A 15,069-nucleotide genomic window follows, 5' to 3' on the forward strand; every position below is an offset into this window, starting at 1 on the left:
TGGCTGCTGTTCACGTGGTCTCCCGACCGCGCCGGAAGGGTGGGAAATGACACTCTCGTACGATCCGAAGGCGCGACGTCCGACGACCGGCATCGGCTCCGATCCCACCGCGGTGCGGATCTCCCTGCTCGGCCCCGTGAGAGCGTGGAGTGTCGACGGCGAGGTCGAACTCGGTTCCGCGCAACGCAAAGCGGTGCTGGCGGTGCTCGCGCTGCAGGCAGGTCACTCGGTCAGCAAGAGCGAACTCGTGGACGCTCTCTGGGGCGACGAGCCGCCCGCGAGCGCGTGGGGCAGCATCTACACCCACATCTCCGGCCTGCGCGCGTCACTCGAGCCACACCGGGCACGGCGTTCCGAGGGAACGCTCCTCATCTCCGTGGGGGCGGGCTACTGTCTGATGTTGCCAGGAGACGCTGTCGACGTCAGTCACTTCCAGCGGCTGCGCGACGAGGCGAGGACGTGCCGCAACAACCGCGACACTCTTGGGGAGCTGGCGGCTCTCGAGACCGCGCTCGAGTTGTGGCGCGGCGACGCGCTGCACGGCACACCTGGACCTTTCGCGGCCAGGCAGCGGGCCCGGCTCGCCGAACTGAAGCTCGACGCCGTCGAGCGGCGTGCGCGTGTCCTGCTCAACGCGGGCAGGCCGCACCTGCTCATCGACGACCTGCACGAGCTGACCAGGAGACACCCGCTGCGCGAGGGCCTGCACGGGCTTCTCATGCAGGCCCTGTACTTGACCGGGCGTCGCCAAGCCGCCATCGGTGTGTTCCAGCGGCTGCGCGGCGCCACGGTCGAGAGCCTCGGCACCGAGCCGGGCGGATCGCTGACCACGGTGCACGACAAGATCGTGCGCGACGACCCGGCGCTGCGCTGGACCGTCGACGGCGTTCCAGGCATGACCCGGCCCATCCCGCTCGTCACGAAGACGCTGCGCCCCACCACCCGTCGCCTGATCGGGCGCGTGTCGGAGATCGCGGCGGTGCGTACCGCGGTCACGTCGGTCACCAGGGGGACAGGCGGGGTTCTCTGGCTCGAAGGAGAGCAGGGCATAGGCAAGACGGCGGTGCTGAACGAGGCGCTCGCCGACGTGCGGGGCTGCCAGCTCGCCCGGGTCACCGCCGACGAGTTCGGACAGGTCGTGCCCCTTCGCGCACTGGTGGACGGCCTGGACGTGACGAGGTTGTCGCCGGATCCGCGCCGGGCCTCGCTCGCAGGCACCGTCCGCAGGGTGGAACTCTCGACGACCGCACAGGACTCTTCGGGCACCGTGGCCGCTGTCGATGGTGTGCTCGCCCTCGTCCGCCAGTTGTGCGAGGACGGACCGCTGGTCCTGGTGGTCGATCAGCTGCACTGGGTGGACCCGGTGAGTCTGCACGTCCTGCGCCGGCTCGCGACCGAGACCACGGCGATGCCGTTGCTGCTCGTCGTGGCGCTGAGGCCGGTGCCGAGGCGGCAGGAGATCGATCGGACGCGTGCGGTGCTGCGGCAGCACGGCCAGGTGATCACGCTGGGACCGTTGGCCGACGCCCAGGTCGACGACCTGGTCACCGCACTCGCCGGAGCCACGCCGGGTCCGGCTCTGCTCGAACTGTCTCGTCAGGCAGCGGGAAACCCCTGGCTGGTCGAAGTGCTCGTCGAGTACATGACCAGCTCTGGGACGCTCGTACCTCAAGACCACCAGGTCGATCTCAAGGCCTGCTCGCCACCACCGAACCACTGCACGATCGTCGACGTGATCGAAGACCACATGCAGACGGTGCCCAAGCACATCCGGGACCTGCTGGGCTGGGCGTCGCTGTGCGGCGACGGATTCACCCTCGACGAGATCGCGGCGGCGCTCATGCTGCCGGCCCACGAGGTGTCCACAATGGTCGCCGACGCCGTCACAGGCGGCTACCTCGTCGTGTCCGGTGACGAGTTCTCGTTGCGCCACAAAATGATTCAACGCGCGTTCTACGGCAGGTACGCGTCGGCGATCCGCGGGTCGCTGCATCGCCAGCTCGCGGAGGCGTGGATCGCCATCGGCAGGCCGCCGGAGCGGGTGGCCCAGCAGTTGATGCTCGTGCCGATCGACAACGGCTCGTGGCTGAACCACTGGCTGACCGAGAACGCCGCGGCGCTGTCGGTGCGTGCGCCGCGGCTGGCCTCGACCCTGCTCGGCCGGCTCGTGTCGTCGGATGCGATCTCGTCCACTCGCAAGGACAGCTTGTCCGCGCTGCTCGTGAAGCCCACGGTGTGGTGTGAAGACACTTCGGACTTCACGCGTGATCTGCTCGCCTGGTACTGGGGCGGGCAGTGGGAGGAAGCGCTGACCGCGCTGACCGCGGTGCGGCTGACGCACGGTACCGCCGCCCTGATCTGCGCCCATCGAGGTGAACCGGACGAGGCACTCGCCACGCTGGAAGCCGTTGGGCGAGAGGCGGATCAGCGCGAGTCCGCCGTGGCTCGCGCAGCGAGCGCACTTGTCGCCGAGCAGCGGGGCGAACCGGTCGCGGCCTACGACGTGCTCGTCGGGCTGCTCGACGACGAGTCGGTTCCGGCGGACGACTGTGCCCGCTGGCTTCCCTGGCTGGTACGTCTCGCCGTGGACCAGGAGCGTGAGAGTGCCGCGCTGCGCGCCATCGCGGTGGCCGACAGCCTGCCGGAACAGCGGGCAACCGCTCTGCACTGCCGCGCGTTGCTGGCCCAGGATCCCGAGGCGGTGCTCGTCGCGTCGGGGGAGTACCGGAGGGCCGGCTGGGAGTTCGCGTACGCCCAGGCCGCGGAGGACGCGTCGGTTCTCCTCGTTGCACAGGAGCAACCGGAGAAGGCGGCGGAGGCGCTCGATGCCGCGGTCCAGTGCTTCACCCAGGTGCGGGCCCGGTGGGACGTGCGACGCGCGTTCCTGCGTTTCGACCGTGCGGCTGATCATGTTTGAGACAACGTTGCGGATCGATCTGCTGGGGCACCTGCGGATCCGGCTGGAGCAGCAGGAGATCAAGCTCGGCCCGGCACGTCAGCAGGCGATCCTCGCCGTGCTGGCGGATCACCTCGGCCGGGTCGTTCCGCGTGACGAGCTGATTCACAGCGTGTGGGGAGCCTCACCGCCCGCGAGCGTCGATGGCAACGTGCACACCTACATCTCCGGTCTGAGGCGGGTGCTGGAACCTGAGAGAGCACGCTGGTCCGGTGGCGAGGTGCTGTTGTCGGAGCCGCCGGGCTATCGGCTGCGACTGCCGCCCCACAGCATCGACCTCGCCACCTTCCACGACCTGCGCGACAGGGCGAGCGAACGGCGCACCGCGGGTGACCACGAAGGAGTGGTGCAGCGGCTCGACTCCGCACTCGCGCTGTGGCGCGGTGAAGCGTTCGGTGGGCTGCCCGGTCCGTTCGCGGAACGACGCCGCGCCGAACTCTCCGAGGAACGTCTCGCCGTGGTGGAGCAGCGCCTCGAGAGCCTGCTCGCACTCGGAGAGCACAGCGACCTCGTCCCCGAACTCGAAGCTCTCGTCCAGGAACACCCGTTGCGCGAGTCCCTGTGGGAGACGCTGATAACCGCCTTGCATCGAGCCGGACGCAGAATGGAGGCACTGGAACGGATCGCCCATCTCCGCGGCGTCCTGCGCGAGCACCTCGGAGTCGAACCGGGTACCGCGATCCGCTTGCTGCACCATCAACTGCTCGCCGGGGATCCGGCACTCGCGACCCCGGAACCGAACGTCCGCCGCCGCTCGAAACCCGGGCTGCTCTCCGTGATTCCCGAAGGCGTCACCCGGCCACAGCTGGCGGGCCGGGAGCTCGAAACGGCGAGACTGCGTTCCTGCATAAGGGACCTCGAGACCAGACGCGGACGTTCGGTGCTCGTGGAAGGGGATGCGGGAATCGGCAAGTCCGCGCTGCTGTCCGCGGTACTGGCCTCGATCGAGCCCCGCTGCCACCACCTCGCCTGGGCCGTGGCGGAGAAGTCCTGCCTGGAGCCGCTCGGTGCGCTGAGCCGGGCGCTGGGCATGGAGAGTGACGTCTCGATCACCATGAACGACGTGCTCAAGCGAGTCGAGCAGCTGTGCGCCAACGCATCACTCGTGTTGGTCATCGACGACCTGCATCTGGCGGACGATGCCAGCTTGCTCGTGTGGGACCAGCTTTGTCTTGCCACCAGGTCGTTGCCGGTGCTGATGATGGCGACCGCCAGGTCCGATGTGGACAGTTCGGCGTTCGCACGGCTGCGGCGCGGCATCGCCACGCGTGACGACGTCATCATGCCGTTGCGGCCGTTGAGCCGGGCCGCCTCCTGCCAGCTGATCCATCAGGTCGTCGGCATGCCACCGGGACCGGCGCTGCATGCGCTCACCACCAATGCCCTGGGCAATCCGCTGGTGCTGCGGCAGACGATCGCGATGCTGTTACGCGACAACGCCATCCGTGCCGAGGGCGGTGCGGTCGACCTGCACGGTGACGGCGGGGTGGGCTCAGCCGAGCGTGCGCTGGCGGCGTCGATGACCGCGCGGCTCGACCGGCTGTCCCACGACGCCCTGGAGACACTGCGCGCGGCCGCCGTGCTCGGACAGCGGTTCACCACCAGTGAGCTCGCCGCCGTGGTCGGCCGATGGCCGTCACAGCTGCTCGACGTGCTGGACGAGGCACTGCGCGCGAAGGTGCTCGCGCACGTCGGTCAGAGCCTGACGTTCGCCCACCCCGCGCAACGCCGGGCCCTCTACGACGGAACCCCGCTGGACATGCTGCCGCCGTTGCACCGCAGGGCGGCGAGGTCTCTGGCCGATTCGGGAGCACCGGTCGAGCGCGTCTGCGACCAGCTCGCGGCCGTCAGCGACGGGCAGCTCGACTCCTGGGTGGTCGAGTGGCTGGTCTCCCACGACGATGAGCTCACGGCCTGCGCGCCACTGCCCGTGTTCTGGGTTCTCAACCAGGCACTGGACACCTGTCCGGCCGATCACCCGCATCGCGGCGTGCTGGTGGCGACGCGGGCACGCTTCCTGTGCCAGTTCGGCACCTGATGATCAGATGACGCCGGCCCGCATCGCGCAGGCGACGGCCTGTGGCCGGTTGCGTGCGCGCAGCCGGGTGGTGATCGCGAAGATGATCTTCTTCACCGTACGCTCCGAATAGGACAGATTACGCGCGATCTCGTTGGTGTCGAAGCCGTCCGCCATCAGCCGGAGCACCTCGATCTCCCTCGGTTCCAGACGCACGTCGGCCAGGCCGCGCGGTTCGAGCATTTCGCGGTAGAGCTGCTCGACGTGCTCGACGAGCTTTCCGAGCACGTTCGGAGGCATGTTCGCCCCTCCCGCCGCCACGGACGTCACCGTGTCTCCCAACCGGCCGTCCACCGCGGCGGCCCTCGGCAGGATCGCGACGACACGGCAGTCCACCGCCGTCAGCAGGTCGCCGTCCTTGATCTCGTTGATCAGCAGCACCGTCGGCCTGCGGATCTCGGCGGCGCCGGCGCGCATCGCCTGCAGCTCGGGGGCAGACAGCCGTTCGAACGCGGCCACGACCACGTCCGCGCGCAATCGCTGATGATCAGGAACGACGATCAGGCCCGACTCCGTCGCAAGGCAGGCGGACACGCCCACCCTCGTGATCGGATCAAGCGCACGAACAGCGACCCGCAGCTCGTTCACGTTGCACTCCCGTCGTTCCGCCTGTCCCGGCGAAGCATCGGCGGAGGGACTTCACGCGGTCTCTGCTCCGCCGCATCCGAATCGAGCAGATCGCGGCATCCGACCCGGCCGAGTCGGTGGCAGCTCCAGTGGTGGCCGGCGCTCGTCGCACCCGCCGGCCACCACCCACTCGCGCAACGAGGTGCGCGGACGTCCCAGCCGCGTCCGGAGCTCAGACGGGCGACTCCGGTGGCAGGTCGATCCAGTTGCCGGCCGCCGTGGGCACGGACAGTCCTGAGCCGATCCTCGGTTCGAGAGCGCTCACGATCGCGGCCTTCCACGCGGACTGGCTGCGCGCCTGGTCCGCTTTCTGCACCTCGGCGAACCGGATGATGCCCTCCGTGTCGATCAGGAACGTGCCACGCCGGGCCACGCCGGCGTCGTCGTTGAACGTTCCGTACGTCGTGGCCACCTCGCCGTGCGGCCAGAAGTCGGACAGCAGCGGGAACGGGTACTTCTGCCTCTGCGCCCACTCGTTGAGACAGAAGGGCGAGTCGACCGAGACGCCGAGCACCTGGACGTTGTAGTCCCGGTACACCTCTATCTCGTCGCGGATCTGACACAGCTCTCCCTTGCAGATGGGAGTGAACGCGCGCGGGTAGTACACCAGCAGCACGCTCTTCTCGCCGGCGAACGAGGACAACGTGACCGGCTTGAGCTTGTTGTCCTCCAGCGTGAAATCGGGAGCCCGTGAACCGACTTCCAGCACCATGACCTGTCTCCTTGGTTCCTCGTGGCGTCGCGGTCAGGACGTGGCCGCGCGGGCGATGACCGACTGTCGCACCTTCTCGACGTCGAGTGCTCGTGCCTGCCTGATCACGTCCGCGAGCGCCTGCTCGCTCAGTGAACCCTCGTGTACGAAGATCAACGCGCCCGCCCGCATGACCGCGACCGTCGGAATCGTCTTGACGTTGAACGCGGCGCCCAGCTCCAGCTGTTCGTCGGCGTCGACCGAGGCGAACACGACGTCCTCGTAGGACGCGGCCGCGTCGCGGAAGGTGCTCGTGAACGCCTGGCACGGACCGCACCACTCCGCGGAGATGTCGATGACCACCACATCATTGGTCTTGATCAGTTCCTGGAACCGGGGCACGTCCAGTGCGATCACTTCACGGCTGACGTTCGGCATAACCAACCATCCCTGCTGATCTCTCGTATCTCTCACCGTTCGGAACACCCGCGTGCCGTGGCCCGCGAGTGAAGACCCGATGCGCCCGTGCGGAGACTTCGTGCGCGATCGGCTGACCGCGAGCGCCCGGAAGGGGCGTCACACCGTCAGAGGTTCAGCGACCTGCTCGACTCGCTGCATCACGTACGCGATCAGCTCCAGCAGTGTCCTTCGCACCTCGCCCCGGTCGCGTGCGTCGCAGCGCAGCAGCGGGACGCTCGGGTTGATCGCCATCGCCCGCCGCACGTGTTCGAGAGGGTGGTGCAGGATTCCGTCGAAGGTGTTCACCCCGACGACGTAGGGAATCTTGCGGCTCTCGAAGAAGTCGATCGAGCTGAACGAGTCGGAGAGCCTCCGGGTGTCGGCCAGCACGACCGCGCCGAGCGCACCTCGCACCAGGTGGTCCCACATGAACCAGAACCTCTCCTGGCCGGGCGTGCCGAACAGGTAGAGCAGGAGGTCGTCGTCGAGCGCGACGCGGCCGAAGTCCATCGCCACGGTGGTCGCGACCTTGTTCGGAATCCGGCTCGTGTCGTCCAGCTCGTTGCTGACGACCGTCATCATCGCCTCGGTCGTCAGCGGCTGGATGTCGGACACAGCGCCGACGAACGTCGTCTTTCCCACTCCGAACCCGCCGGCCACCACGATCTTGGTGGAGGTGACCGAACCGGACTTCTTCACAGGACCGAACTCAAGCCTCTTCATCTCGCGTTCCTCTCCTTTCCGGTCCCTCAGTTCGAAGCGGGGCCGGCGGCCATCGCCGCCTCGTCCGCGCGTTCACCCGGTGTGAGCTGACGGCCGAACCGGTCCACGAGCAGAGCCATCTCGTAGGCGATCTGGCCGATGTCGTAGCCGGGATCAGCCAGAATGGACAGACACGAACCGTTGCTGATCGCCATCAGCAGCATGGTTCCCGCGTCCATCTCGACGATGGTCTCCCGGACGTTGCCCGCCTCGAAGCACCGCGCCGCGCCGTCGGTGAGGCTCAGCAGGCCCGACGAGACCGCGGCGAGCTGGTCGGCCCGGTCGTCGGGAAGCGTGTTCGACGCGGCCAGGAGCAGACCGTCCGCGGACACGGCGACGCCGTGTGCCACGCCGGGCACTCGGTCCACGAAGTCGTTGATGAGCCACGAGCTCTCGTTGACGAGTTCTTCGTAGGTCATGGCCTGCTGCTTCGGCTCTCCGCTCATTTCGTTGCCTTCCTCTCCAACACGGTCCAACCGCCTGCCTGTTGTTGCCGGCCGCGCATCCGGTCCTCTTGTTCCTTGGCCTTCTGCACACCCAGCTGGTAACTGGACAACCTGCGCCGCATGTGTGCCGGGTCGCGTTCGACGGCCCTGATCTCCTTCGGCATCTCCGGTGCGGGATCGCCGGTCGCGATCGTCGCCTGCAGATGCGCTCCCTGCCGCCGTAAAGGCAGACCGTCCTCGGTGTAGTCGCACGGAGCCGGGTCCGTCGCCGGCTCGGCCGTCCGCGATGCCTGCTCCTGCTCCGGTTGCCCGGTCCGCGCCGGTAACGCGGGTTCGTCCGCGTTACCGCGAGCCTTGAACCACCGGGAGGCCACCCTGGTTCCCCGGTCTTCCGGCAGGGGCTCGGGTTCGCGGGTCCTCGGTGCCGGTGCCGGTGCCGCACGCTCTGGCACGTCGGTGGGCTCCGCCGGCGGCTCGGCGGCCTGGGACTCCGCCGCCAGCGCCTGCTGTCGCACCGCGGTCTCGGCGGCGAGTTCCACCGCACGCTTGCCCGGCACTCGCATCGGCAGCTCTTCCGCCACCCCCTCGTGGGTCCGGTCTACCTGCTGGGCTCCGGCATCCGCCCCGGACGGACCCTTGCGCACGTTGTCGCGCTCGGCCCGCCAGGCCTGCGACCTGCCGTACCAGGAGGACATCCGGCGCCGGCCGGAGGCGGGGTTCCCGGTGACGTGCGGCGTGCTGGTCCGGCGCACGCTTGTCGTCACCGCCACCGAGGGCCCGGTGGAACTCGCCTGCTTCGCACCGGTGGTCGTCCGCCTCGAGTCTCCCGGCAGCATCGCGCGCATCGCGTCCTCCTCCAGCAGCACCGAACTCGGCACCGAGATGAGCGCCGACACGCCCTCGACGTCGTCGCCACCGAACAGCTCGACCTTGAAGCCGTTGCGACCGGCGAGTCTTCCGACCACGAACAGCCCGACCCGGCGCGATCGGGCGATCTCCTCCGAGCCCAGTTTCTTCAGCTGCTCGTTCGTCTTCCGGATGTCCTCGTCGGACATGCCGATCCCGTTGTCGAAGACTCCGATCGACAGACCGTTGTGCCGCCCGAGCTCGGCGTTGATCGTGACCTCCTTGGTCGGCGCGCTGAACGACGTGGCGTTGTCCAGCAGTTCGGCGATGATCCTGATCAGGTCGCCCGCCGCGGTGTTGGAGACCCTTATCGACGGTGTGCCCAGCACCCGGATCTTCTGGTACTTGTCCACTTCGGACATCGCCGCGCGGAACACGTCCGCGATCGTCACGGGGTTCTTGGTGGCGCGCACCAGTTCGGTCCCGGCGAGGACCAGCACGTTCTCGTTGTTGCGTCGCATCCGGGTCACGAGGTGGTCGAGCTGGAAGAACAGGTGCATGTCCGCCGGTGAGCGGTTGCCCTGCTCCAGCCGCTCGATCACCTGCAACTGACGCTGCAGCAGGGTCTGCGTGCGGCGGAACATGTTGACGAAGACCTCTGTGTAGCCCACCCGCAGGTCCTCGTGCTCCACTGCCATCCGCAACGCGGTCGCGCACGCCTCCTCGACCCGGTCGGTCAGCTGGGCGAGCCCGGCGTCGGACACCGCGGGAAGGCGCTTCCGGAACTCCGCGATGTTCCGGCTCTTGACGACGTCGGCCAGCATCTCGGTCAGCGGCTGCATCGCGAGCACGTCGATCTCGCCGCGCACGGCGTCCTGGGACCGCGACACCCGGCGCGACCAGATGAACAGCACCGCGCCGGCGCCGAGAGCGCTGATCGCGGCCAGCAGCGCGGTCAGCCGCATCCCACCGTCGGTCTGGACCACGGCCATGGCGACCAGGGTCACCGTCGTGATCTGTGCAAGTGAGAGGACGGCGAACCCGATAGTCAGTGGTACCGGTCGGCTTCTGCGTTTCAGTTGCGCGCTCATCACGTCTCCTTCGGACTCATCGCGCATCGGAGAGCTGGGCGAGACCGGAGTAGACCCGGCGCAACAGATCCATCGGAGGCAGTCCGTCCACAATGGAGATCCGCTGGTGGACCCGCAGGTATCCCCTCTCGATGCTCTCGCTGATGATCGTGCGTGCGAGCCCGAGCGGTGCGGAGATCGCCACCGCGACCTCCGCGACCGACTGCGGTACCACGCACACACGGCAGATGTGCCGCTGATCCTCTGTCAGGTCCTTGGCCGGCAGGGACGCGTACGGGCGAGCGGCCTCGACCAACGTCTCGAACTCGAGGTCGTACTTGACCTCGGACCGGCCGCCCGAGCGCACGTACGGCCGGATGATCGCCGAGTCCTCGACGTCGAGCTCCGGCTCGGGTTCGAGGTCGGTCATCGCCAGACCGCTCGACGGAATCAGACAGCCCTTCCGCGAGCCCTGCGCGTTCTCCTCCAGCAGCACCTTGATCGGCACCAGATCGGTCAGCGCCTCCACCACGATCGCGCCCTGGGAGGCCGCGCCGGGTTCCTCGGCGGGAGCCCGATCACGGAAGTCGTGCTCGGCCCACTCGCGGTAGTCGGTCCAGCCGCCGAACCGGACCGCCTCGGACGAGGCCGGGGAGTGTCGTTTGTGTGGCCTCGGCGAAGGGTGCGACGCGGTGTTCTCCCAGTTCATCATCAGCCCTCCGTCGCGTGATCGGTTCGCATGCCTATCCCTCGCTCGGACAGCGGCCAGGTGACGTCGAACCTGCTTGCCGGAACCGGCGCCAGCAGGGTTCGCTGTGGCTCCCGGTAGGGCAGCGGAACGGTGACCTGGAAGGAGTGCGTCGAGTCCGACGTGAGCACGTTGACCACGGTGGTGAGCGACGAGAAGTTGGGCGACTGCGCGACCGCGACGGCAACGCCTGCCAGGAATGTGAGCGCCATGACGAACGCTCGTGGACTCAGCCGCACGACGGACCTCCTTTCTTCAGCCACTGACCGGTCAGGCGGACAGGAGTGGCTGCGGGTGTGCTGCCCCGGTCATGAGACTCTTGCTCTGCAGCTTCTTGGCGTAGTTCAGCACCGCCACCGACCGGTCGAAGCCGATGACGCCCACGAGTTCGTCGTCGCGCAGGTAGCCGGTCAGTGATCGCTCCGAAGTGGACACAGGATCGAGTGAGACGCGTTCGGTTCCTGTCGCGGGCATGCCGGCCGCCTGGATGCGCAGGCCGTGCTGTTCGGACCAGAACCGGGGGATCGGTGTGAACGGTGTCGCGGACTCCCGGCCGCTCAACAGGCTTTCCGCTGCCGCACGACCCATCTCGATCGCGTTCGTCCAGTGTTCGACGCGTCGCGGGGTGGTCTCGAACCGCAGGTTCGGCCAGGACGCGACGTCGCCGGCGGCGACCACGTCCTCCAAGCCCTCGACGTGACAGGTGGCCTCGCACACCACGCCGTTGTCCAGCCTGGCACCGGAGTCGCGCAGCCACGACACCGCCGGGACCGAGCCGACCGCGACGATCACGCAGGCGGCGCTGAGGCTCCGCCCGTTCGAGAGCAGCAGGTCGATCCGTGACGAGCCGCCTGCCCACGAGTCCACCTTCGCGCCGAGCTCCAGCCGCACCCGGTTGCGCCGGTGCAGATCCGTGAGCCGCGTCGCCAGGTCGTTGTCGAGCAGGTTGTTCATCAGCACGTTGGCTCGGCCGACCACGGTGACGGGCCGGTCCACGTGCCGCAGACTCGACGCGACCTCGCAGCCGATGAAGCCGGTACCTATCACCACGACGGGTTCTCGTGATCCGTCGATCAGCTGGCGCAACCGCCGTGTGTCCGCGCGGGTGCGGATCACCGCTGCCCGCGGATGCCCGTTCAGCCCGCCGGGGTGCCTGCGCGACTCGACCCCGCTCGCGATGATCAGGCCGTCGTACTCCAGTTCCTCTCCGCCGGGCAGGTGCACGACCCGCCGGCGCGGATCCAGCTGGGACACCGACGTGTTCAGCCGCCAGGTCGCGCCGAGATCCTCGGCGGGTGCCGTCAGCACGTCCTTGGAACCGAGTTCGCCCGTGAGGAACTGCTTGGACAGCGACGGGCGGTACACCGGCATCGTCGGTTCGGATCCGACGATGACGACCTCACCGTCGAACCCGAGTTCCCGCAACCGTTCCGCGGAACACAGTCCGGCGATCCCCGCTCCGACGATCACGATTCGCGGCAGCTCGCTCACGATTCCCTCCCCGCAATCTCGATGGCCCGCATCGGGCACGACCGGGCCGCCGAGAGCACGTCCAGGTTGCGCGACACCTCGGGGCTCTGCCGGTAGGCGAGCCGTCCGTCCTCGCGCAGCTGGAACACGTCCGGAGCCTCGGACTGACAGAAGCCGTAACGGTGACATCGCTGGTTGTCGACGCTGATCTTCAGCGGCGCCGCCTTGTCGATCGGTGCCACCTCGCTCGCGTCACCCTCGATCAGGCCGATCCTGACCAGAACCCTGGGCGGCACGAACCGGACCGCGGCCAGCGCGAGCGCCGGGGCGGACACCGTGATCCCGGCCAGCCACATCAACTCGAAGTTGCCGTTCGCCCAGGCGCCCCACCACGCGTGGGTGACTCCGAGCGCGAAGACCACGTACGCGGTCTGGTGAAACCGCAACCAGTTCCGGTAGCGGAACAGGCGGTGCATGCCCGCGGTGACGATGATCGCCACCAGCAGGTCGAAGGCGATGATTCCCAGCGCGTGCCGCACGTACCCGTTCAGGAACGGGATGAACACCTGTGCGCCGACCACGATCTGCTCGTCCAGGAACCAGAAACCGAGCCCGTGCACGGCTGCCGTCGCCAGCGTGAAGGTGGCGAGCATGGCATGTCCGCTGCGCAGCGCGTGATGTCCGGTGAAGCGACGGATCCAGCCGGTGGCGGTGAAGATGCCCCAGCACAGCGTCAGGCACATCGACAGGTAGGACAAGCGCGCGGAGAACGCGACCACACTGCGGACACCGTTGTCGTTGCCCGTGTAGCCGACCGCGAGCACTGTCTCGTGCAGACTCGTCAGGCCCATTGCCCCGCCTCCTCGTCTTCCTCGGCGGCTTCGACGGGCCGCATCCGCGAACCGAGCCGGACGAGCACCAGGGTTCCGAGCCCGACCGCGACGGCCAGGCTGATGCCGAGCCCGAGGTCCATCGGAGCCGGGACCGGTTGGTACCGCGCGTCCGTTCCGGAATGGACGGCCAGAGCGTCGAAGGTGGCGAGTCCGGTGCTCTCCAGCAGGGACATGTGCCGTGCGACGTAGTCCTCGGCGATCGCCGCCATCGAGCGGATGACGTCGTTCTGAGTAGTGGAACGGACGGTCGTGATGGCCATGTACACCGAACCGTGCGCGGCCCTGGTCAGGTTGACGTAGGTTCGGTCGAGCTCGTCACCGCTGGCGGCCCTGATCTCGTCCTGCCAGCCCTTCTGCTGCGGGGTGGGGGCCTGCGGCAGCTGCACCTGAAGCCGGTCGGCGGCGGCGATGTTGCTCTCGTGCAACGCGTGGTGCTCGGTGGCGAGCTGCTCCGCGACCTTGCGCACTTTCGGGTTGGTGCTGCGACGTGCGACGTCCTCACTCGCCGGCGCCTCCCACAGACCTGCCTGGGCGACTGCGACGAGCAGCTTGACGTCGGCCGGGTACAGCGGGCCGTGCGGCGAGTCGAGAGTGGTGTGCTTGCGGACGTGCTCGCCGGGCACCTCCCCGTGCCAGCCTCCGGTGGCGGAGACACCGCACGACGTCAGCATCAGGGTGACCGCGAGAACGAACAGCAGCCGAACCGCAAGAGGCTGCCGCTCGTCGCGAGATGTTGTCGCGGCACGCGAGAAGACGTGCATTCATGCGCTCCGTTCCACGAGTGTCCTGGTCACTGTTCGGCAGTACCGAGTAGACACTCGGAACCACTCCTCAGGAATGGTTATGCCCTTTTCTGTCGGTTCTTGTTCCCGAACGGGATCGCCCTGTTTTTGGGCGCGCTAAAGGTGTTTGTGCAGCTCAAGATTCTGCGCAAACAGCTTGCTTGACCGTTTTGCTAATTCCGGGTCATGTCAGTGCGCCGGATCGGAACGAGTAGGCGACCGCGTGGGAGTGGTTGTTCAGGTTGAGTCTGCGCATCATGCGACTCAGCGTCTTTCGGATCGTTCCCTCTGGGCAGCCGATTCTCGTCGCGATCTCGTCAACGTTCTTCCCGTCTGCGATGGAGCCGAGCACGTCACGTTCGCGGGCGTCCAGCAGGGCCAGTGACAGGCCGTTCGCCTCGAGCACGGTCGAGCGCATCTCGTCGAGTTCGCGCAACAACACCGCCTGCAGATCTGCGGGGAGTAGCGAAATCCCTCTGGTCACCCCCAGCACGGCGGCGGCCAGGCGACTCTCGGTGGCCCGTGAAGCGGACAGGATGCTCTTCACGCCCATGCGTACGGCAGGCAACACGCTGCCCGCGTCGAACCGATCGGTCACCACGACCCAGGCGGCGTTCTTCCCCGCTCCACGCTGGATGATCGCGTGCAGACGTCCGGCACTCACCACCCGTTCTGCCAGGACGACGACATCAGCGTCGTCCCTCGCCGCCTCGCCGAGCACGTCGATCTGGGCGCAGGCGCTGAGCATCGCGCCGATCCCGGCGTGGACGAGCGGATCCGAAGCCTTGACCAGCACTGTGATCCGGCGCATCGCCCCTCCTCTGCTCCGTTCGACCTGGTTGCTGCGCACAGCCTGGCTCCGCGGACTTCATTTCTTCTCGGAGCGTCTCTGCTGGCGCTGTCGCAGGCGAGGTTTCGCCGTGGAGGGTGCACACGCGGTCGCCACCGGCCGGCGGCGGGATCGGCCAGGTCTGAGGCTGTCAGGTGGCGCAGGCCAAGACGCCGGGCTGCTTGCTGTTCGGAACTGCCGAGACTTCTTCTACGCGTTCTGCGCGTTGCGACGATTCGTCAGTTCTGAGCGCGGCTGCCGCCTGTTGCACGCGGGATCGCAACCACTGGTGGGCAGGGGAGCGAACGCTGCGGGGCAGAACATGGTCGTGGTCAGTTTGGGCAGCGGCGTCGTCACCTCGACCTCCCGCAGGCCGAGGGAGTCGCGCTTCAGGTCGAACAGCCCTCCAAGAA

At 68.0% G+C, this 15,069-nt stretch carries 13 protein-coding genes and 1 pseudogene; 2 read left to right on the forward strand and 12 right to left on the reverse strand.

Features of this window, described 5'->3' with window-relative positions; translation table 11 throughout:
- Positions 1 to 46 precede the first annotated feature (46 nt).
- Both ACIRG5_RS25730 and ACIRG5_RS25735 read left to right on the forward strand, forming a co-directional pair.
- Positions 47 to 2,917 carry a BTAD domain-containing putative transcriptional regulator gene (locus ACIRG5_RS25730; protein ID WP_402908801.1) on the forward strand — a complete coding sequence of 957 codons (2,871 nt, stop codon included), beginning with the start codon at positions 47 to 49 and terminating at the stop codon, positions 2,915 to 2,917.
- Positions 2,910 to 4,994 (forward strand): BTAD domain-containing putative transcriptional regulator, encoded by a 2,085-nt coding sequence (locus ACIRG5_RS25735; RefSeq protein WP_402908803.1) that lies wholly within the window; start codon positions 2,910 to 2,912, stop codon positions 4,992 to 4,994. Before ACIRG5_RS25730 ends, ACIRG5_RS25735 begins: the two co-directional genes overlap by 8 nt.
- 3 nt (positions 4,995 to 4,997) lie before the next feature.
- Here ACIRG5_RS25735 and ACIRG5_RS25740 read toward each other — a convergent pair whose 3' ends face one another.
- The 12 genes and pseudogenes from ACIRG5_RS25740 to ACIRG5_RS25795 form a co-directional block, all read right to left on the reverse strand.
- Entirely contained in the window at positions 4,998 to 5,621 is a 624-nt protein-coding gene (locus ACIRG5_RS25740) for a response regulator transcription factor (RefSeq protein ID WP_402908805.1), read from the reverse strand.
- A 304-nt stretch (positions 5,622 to 5,925) separates the two neighbouring features.
- A pseudogene (locus tag ACIRG5_RS25745) lies at positions 5,926 to 6,372 on the reverse strand (peroxiredoxin); the annotation flags it as partial.
- Between the two features lie 33 nt (positions 6,373 to 6,405).
- On the reverse strand, positions 6,406 to 6,789 hold the full coding sequence (locus tag ACIRG5_RS25750) for a thioredoxin family protein (protein WP_330275179.1): 384 nt from the start codon (positions 6,787 to 6,789) through the stop codon (positions 6,406 to 6,408).
- 138 nt (positions 6,790 to 6,927) lie between these two features.
- Positions 6,928 to 7,533 (reverse strand): GTP-binding protein, encoded by a 606-nt coding sequence (locus tag ACIRG5_RS25755; RefSeq protein ID WP_402908808.1) that lies wholly within the window; start codon positions 7,531 to 7,533, stop codon positions 6,928 to 6,930.
- A 26-nt stretch (positions 7,534 to 7,559) separates the two neighbouring features.
- Positions 7,560 to 7,991: a roadblock/LC7 domain-containing protein gene (locus ACIRG5_RS25760; RefSeq protein WP_402908981.1), complete on the reverse strand. Its 432-nt coding sequence runs from the start codon at positions 7,989 to 7,991 to the stop codon at positions 7,560 to 7,562.
- A 23-nt stretch (positions 7,992 to 8,014) separates the two neighbouring features.
- Positions 8,015 to 9,856, reverse strand: coding sequence for an ATP-binding protein (locus tag ACIRG5_RS25765; protein ID WP_402908810.1), 1,842 nt, complete (start codon positions 9,854 to 9,856; stop codon positions 8,015 to 8,017).
- 115 nt (positions 9,857 to 9,971) lie between these two features.
- Positions 9,972 to 10,646 (reverse strand): DUF742 domain-containing protein, encoded by a 675-nt coding sequence (locus tag ACIRG5_RS25770; protein ID WP_402908812.1) that lies wholly within the window; start codon positions 10,644 to 10,646, stop codon positions 9,972 to 9,974.
- Positions 10,646 to 10,921, reverse strand: a complete 276-nt coding sequence (locus tag ACIRG5_RS25775; protein WP_402908814.1) for a hypothetical protein — start codon at positions 10,919 to 10,921, stop codon at positions 10,646 to 10,648. The genes ACIRG5_RS25770 and ACIRG5_RS25775 overlap by 1 nt, the downstream gene beginning before the upstream one ends.
- Before the next feature lie 31 nt (positions 10,922 to 10,952).
- Entirely contained in the window at positions 10,953 to 12,173 is a 1,221-nt protein-coding gene (locus ACIRG5_RS25780; RefSeq protein ID WP_402908816.1) for an NAD(P)/FAD-dependent oxidoreductase, read from the reverse strand.
- The gene (locus ACIRG5_RS25785) at positions 12,170 to 13,003 is read right to left on the reverse strand and encodes a 4Fe-4S domain-containing protein (RefSeq protein WP_402908818.1); all 834 of its coding nucleotides are present in this window, start codon (positions 13,001 to 13,003) and stop codon (positions 12,170 to 12,172) included. The genes ACIRG5_RS25780 and ACIRG5_RS25785 overlap by 4 nt, the downstream gene beginning before the upstream one ends.
- Positions 12,994 to 13,806, reverse strand: coding sequence for a DUF4142 domain-containing protein (locus ACIRG5_RS25790; protein ID WP_402908820.1), 813 nt, complete (start codon positions 13,804 to 13,806; stop codon positions 12,994 to 12,996). The genes ACIRG5_RS25785 and ACIRG5_RS25790 overlap by 10 nt, the downstream gene beginning before the upstream one ends.
- A 205-nt stretch (positions 13,807 to 14,011) precedes the next feature.
- Positions 14,012 to 14,638: a response regulator transcription factor gene (locus tag ACIRG5_RS25795; protein ID WP_402908822.1), complete on the reverse strand. Its 627-nt coding sequence runs from the start codon at positions 14,636 to 14,638 to the stop codon at positions 14,012 to 14,014.
- Positions 14,639 to 15,069 lie beyond the last annotated feature (431 nt).

Origin of the sequence: Lentzea sp. NPDC102401 (assembly GCF_044765805.1) — a bacterium.
In the GTDB taxonomy this organism is placed as follows: Bacteria; Actinomycetota; Actinomycetes; order Mycobacteriales; family Pseudonocardiaceae; genus Lentzea; species Lentzea sokolovensis.

What these genes read in the sequence shown, in the direction of transcription:
- ACIRG5_RS25785 (WP_402908818.1), bottom strand. Translation starts at nt 13,003, where the DNA reads ATGGGCCTGACGAGTCTGCACGAGACAGTGCTCGCGGTCGGCTACACG.
- ACIRG5_RS25735 (WP_402908803.1), top strand. Translation starts at nt 2,910, where the DNA reads ATGTTTGAGACAACGTTGCGGATCGATCTGCTGGGGCACCTGCGGATC.
- ACIRG5_RS25730 (WP_402908801.1), top strand. Translation starts at nt 47, where the DNA reads ATGACACTCTCGTACGATCCGAAGGCGCGACGTCCGACGACCGGCATC.
- ACIRG5_RS25760 (WP_402908981.1), bottom strand. Translation starts at nt 7,991, where the DNA reads ATGACCTACGAAGAACTCGTCAACGAGAGCTCGTGGCTCATCAACGAC.
- ACIRG5_RS25755 (WP_402908808.1), bottom strand. Translation starts at nt 7,533, where the DNA reads ATGAAGAGGCTTGAGTTCGGTCCTGTGAAGAAGTCCGGTTCGGTCACC.
- ACIRG5_RS25770 (WP_402908812.1), bottom strand. Translation starts at nt 10,646, where the DNA reads ATGATGAACTGGGAGAACACCGCGTCGCACCCTTCGCCGAGGCCACAC.
- ACIRG5_RS25750 (WP_330275179.1), bottom strand. Translation starts at nt 6,789, where the DNA reads ATGCCGAACGTCAGCCGTGAAGTGATCGCACTGGACGTGCCCCGGTTC.
- ACIRG5_RS25790 (WP_402908820.1), bottom strand. Translation starts at nt 13,806, where the DNA reads ATGCACGTCTTCTCGCGTGCCGCGACAACATCTCGCGACGAGCGGCAG.
- ACIRG5_RS25795 (WP_402908822.1), bottom strand. Translation starts at nt 14,638, where the DNA reads ATGCGCCGGATCACAGTGCTGGTCAAGGCTTCGGATCCGCTCGTCCAC.
- ACIRG5_RS25765 (WP_402908810.1), bottom strand. Translation starts at nt 9,856, where the DNA reads ATGGCCGTGGTCCAGACCGACGGTGGGATGCGGCTGACCGCGCTGCTG.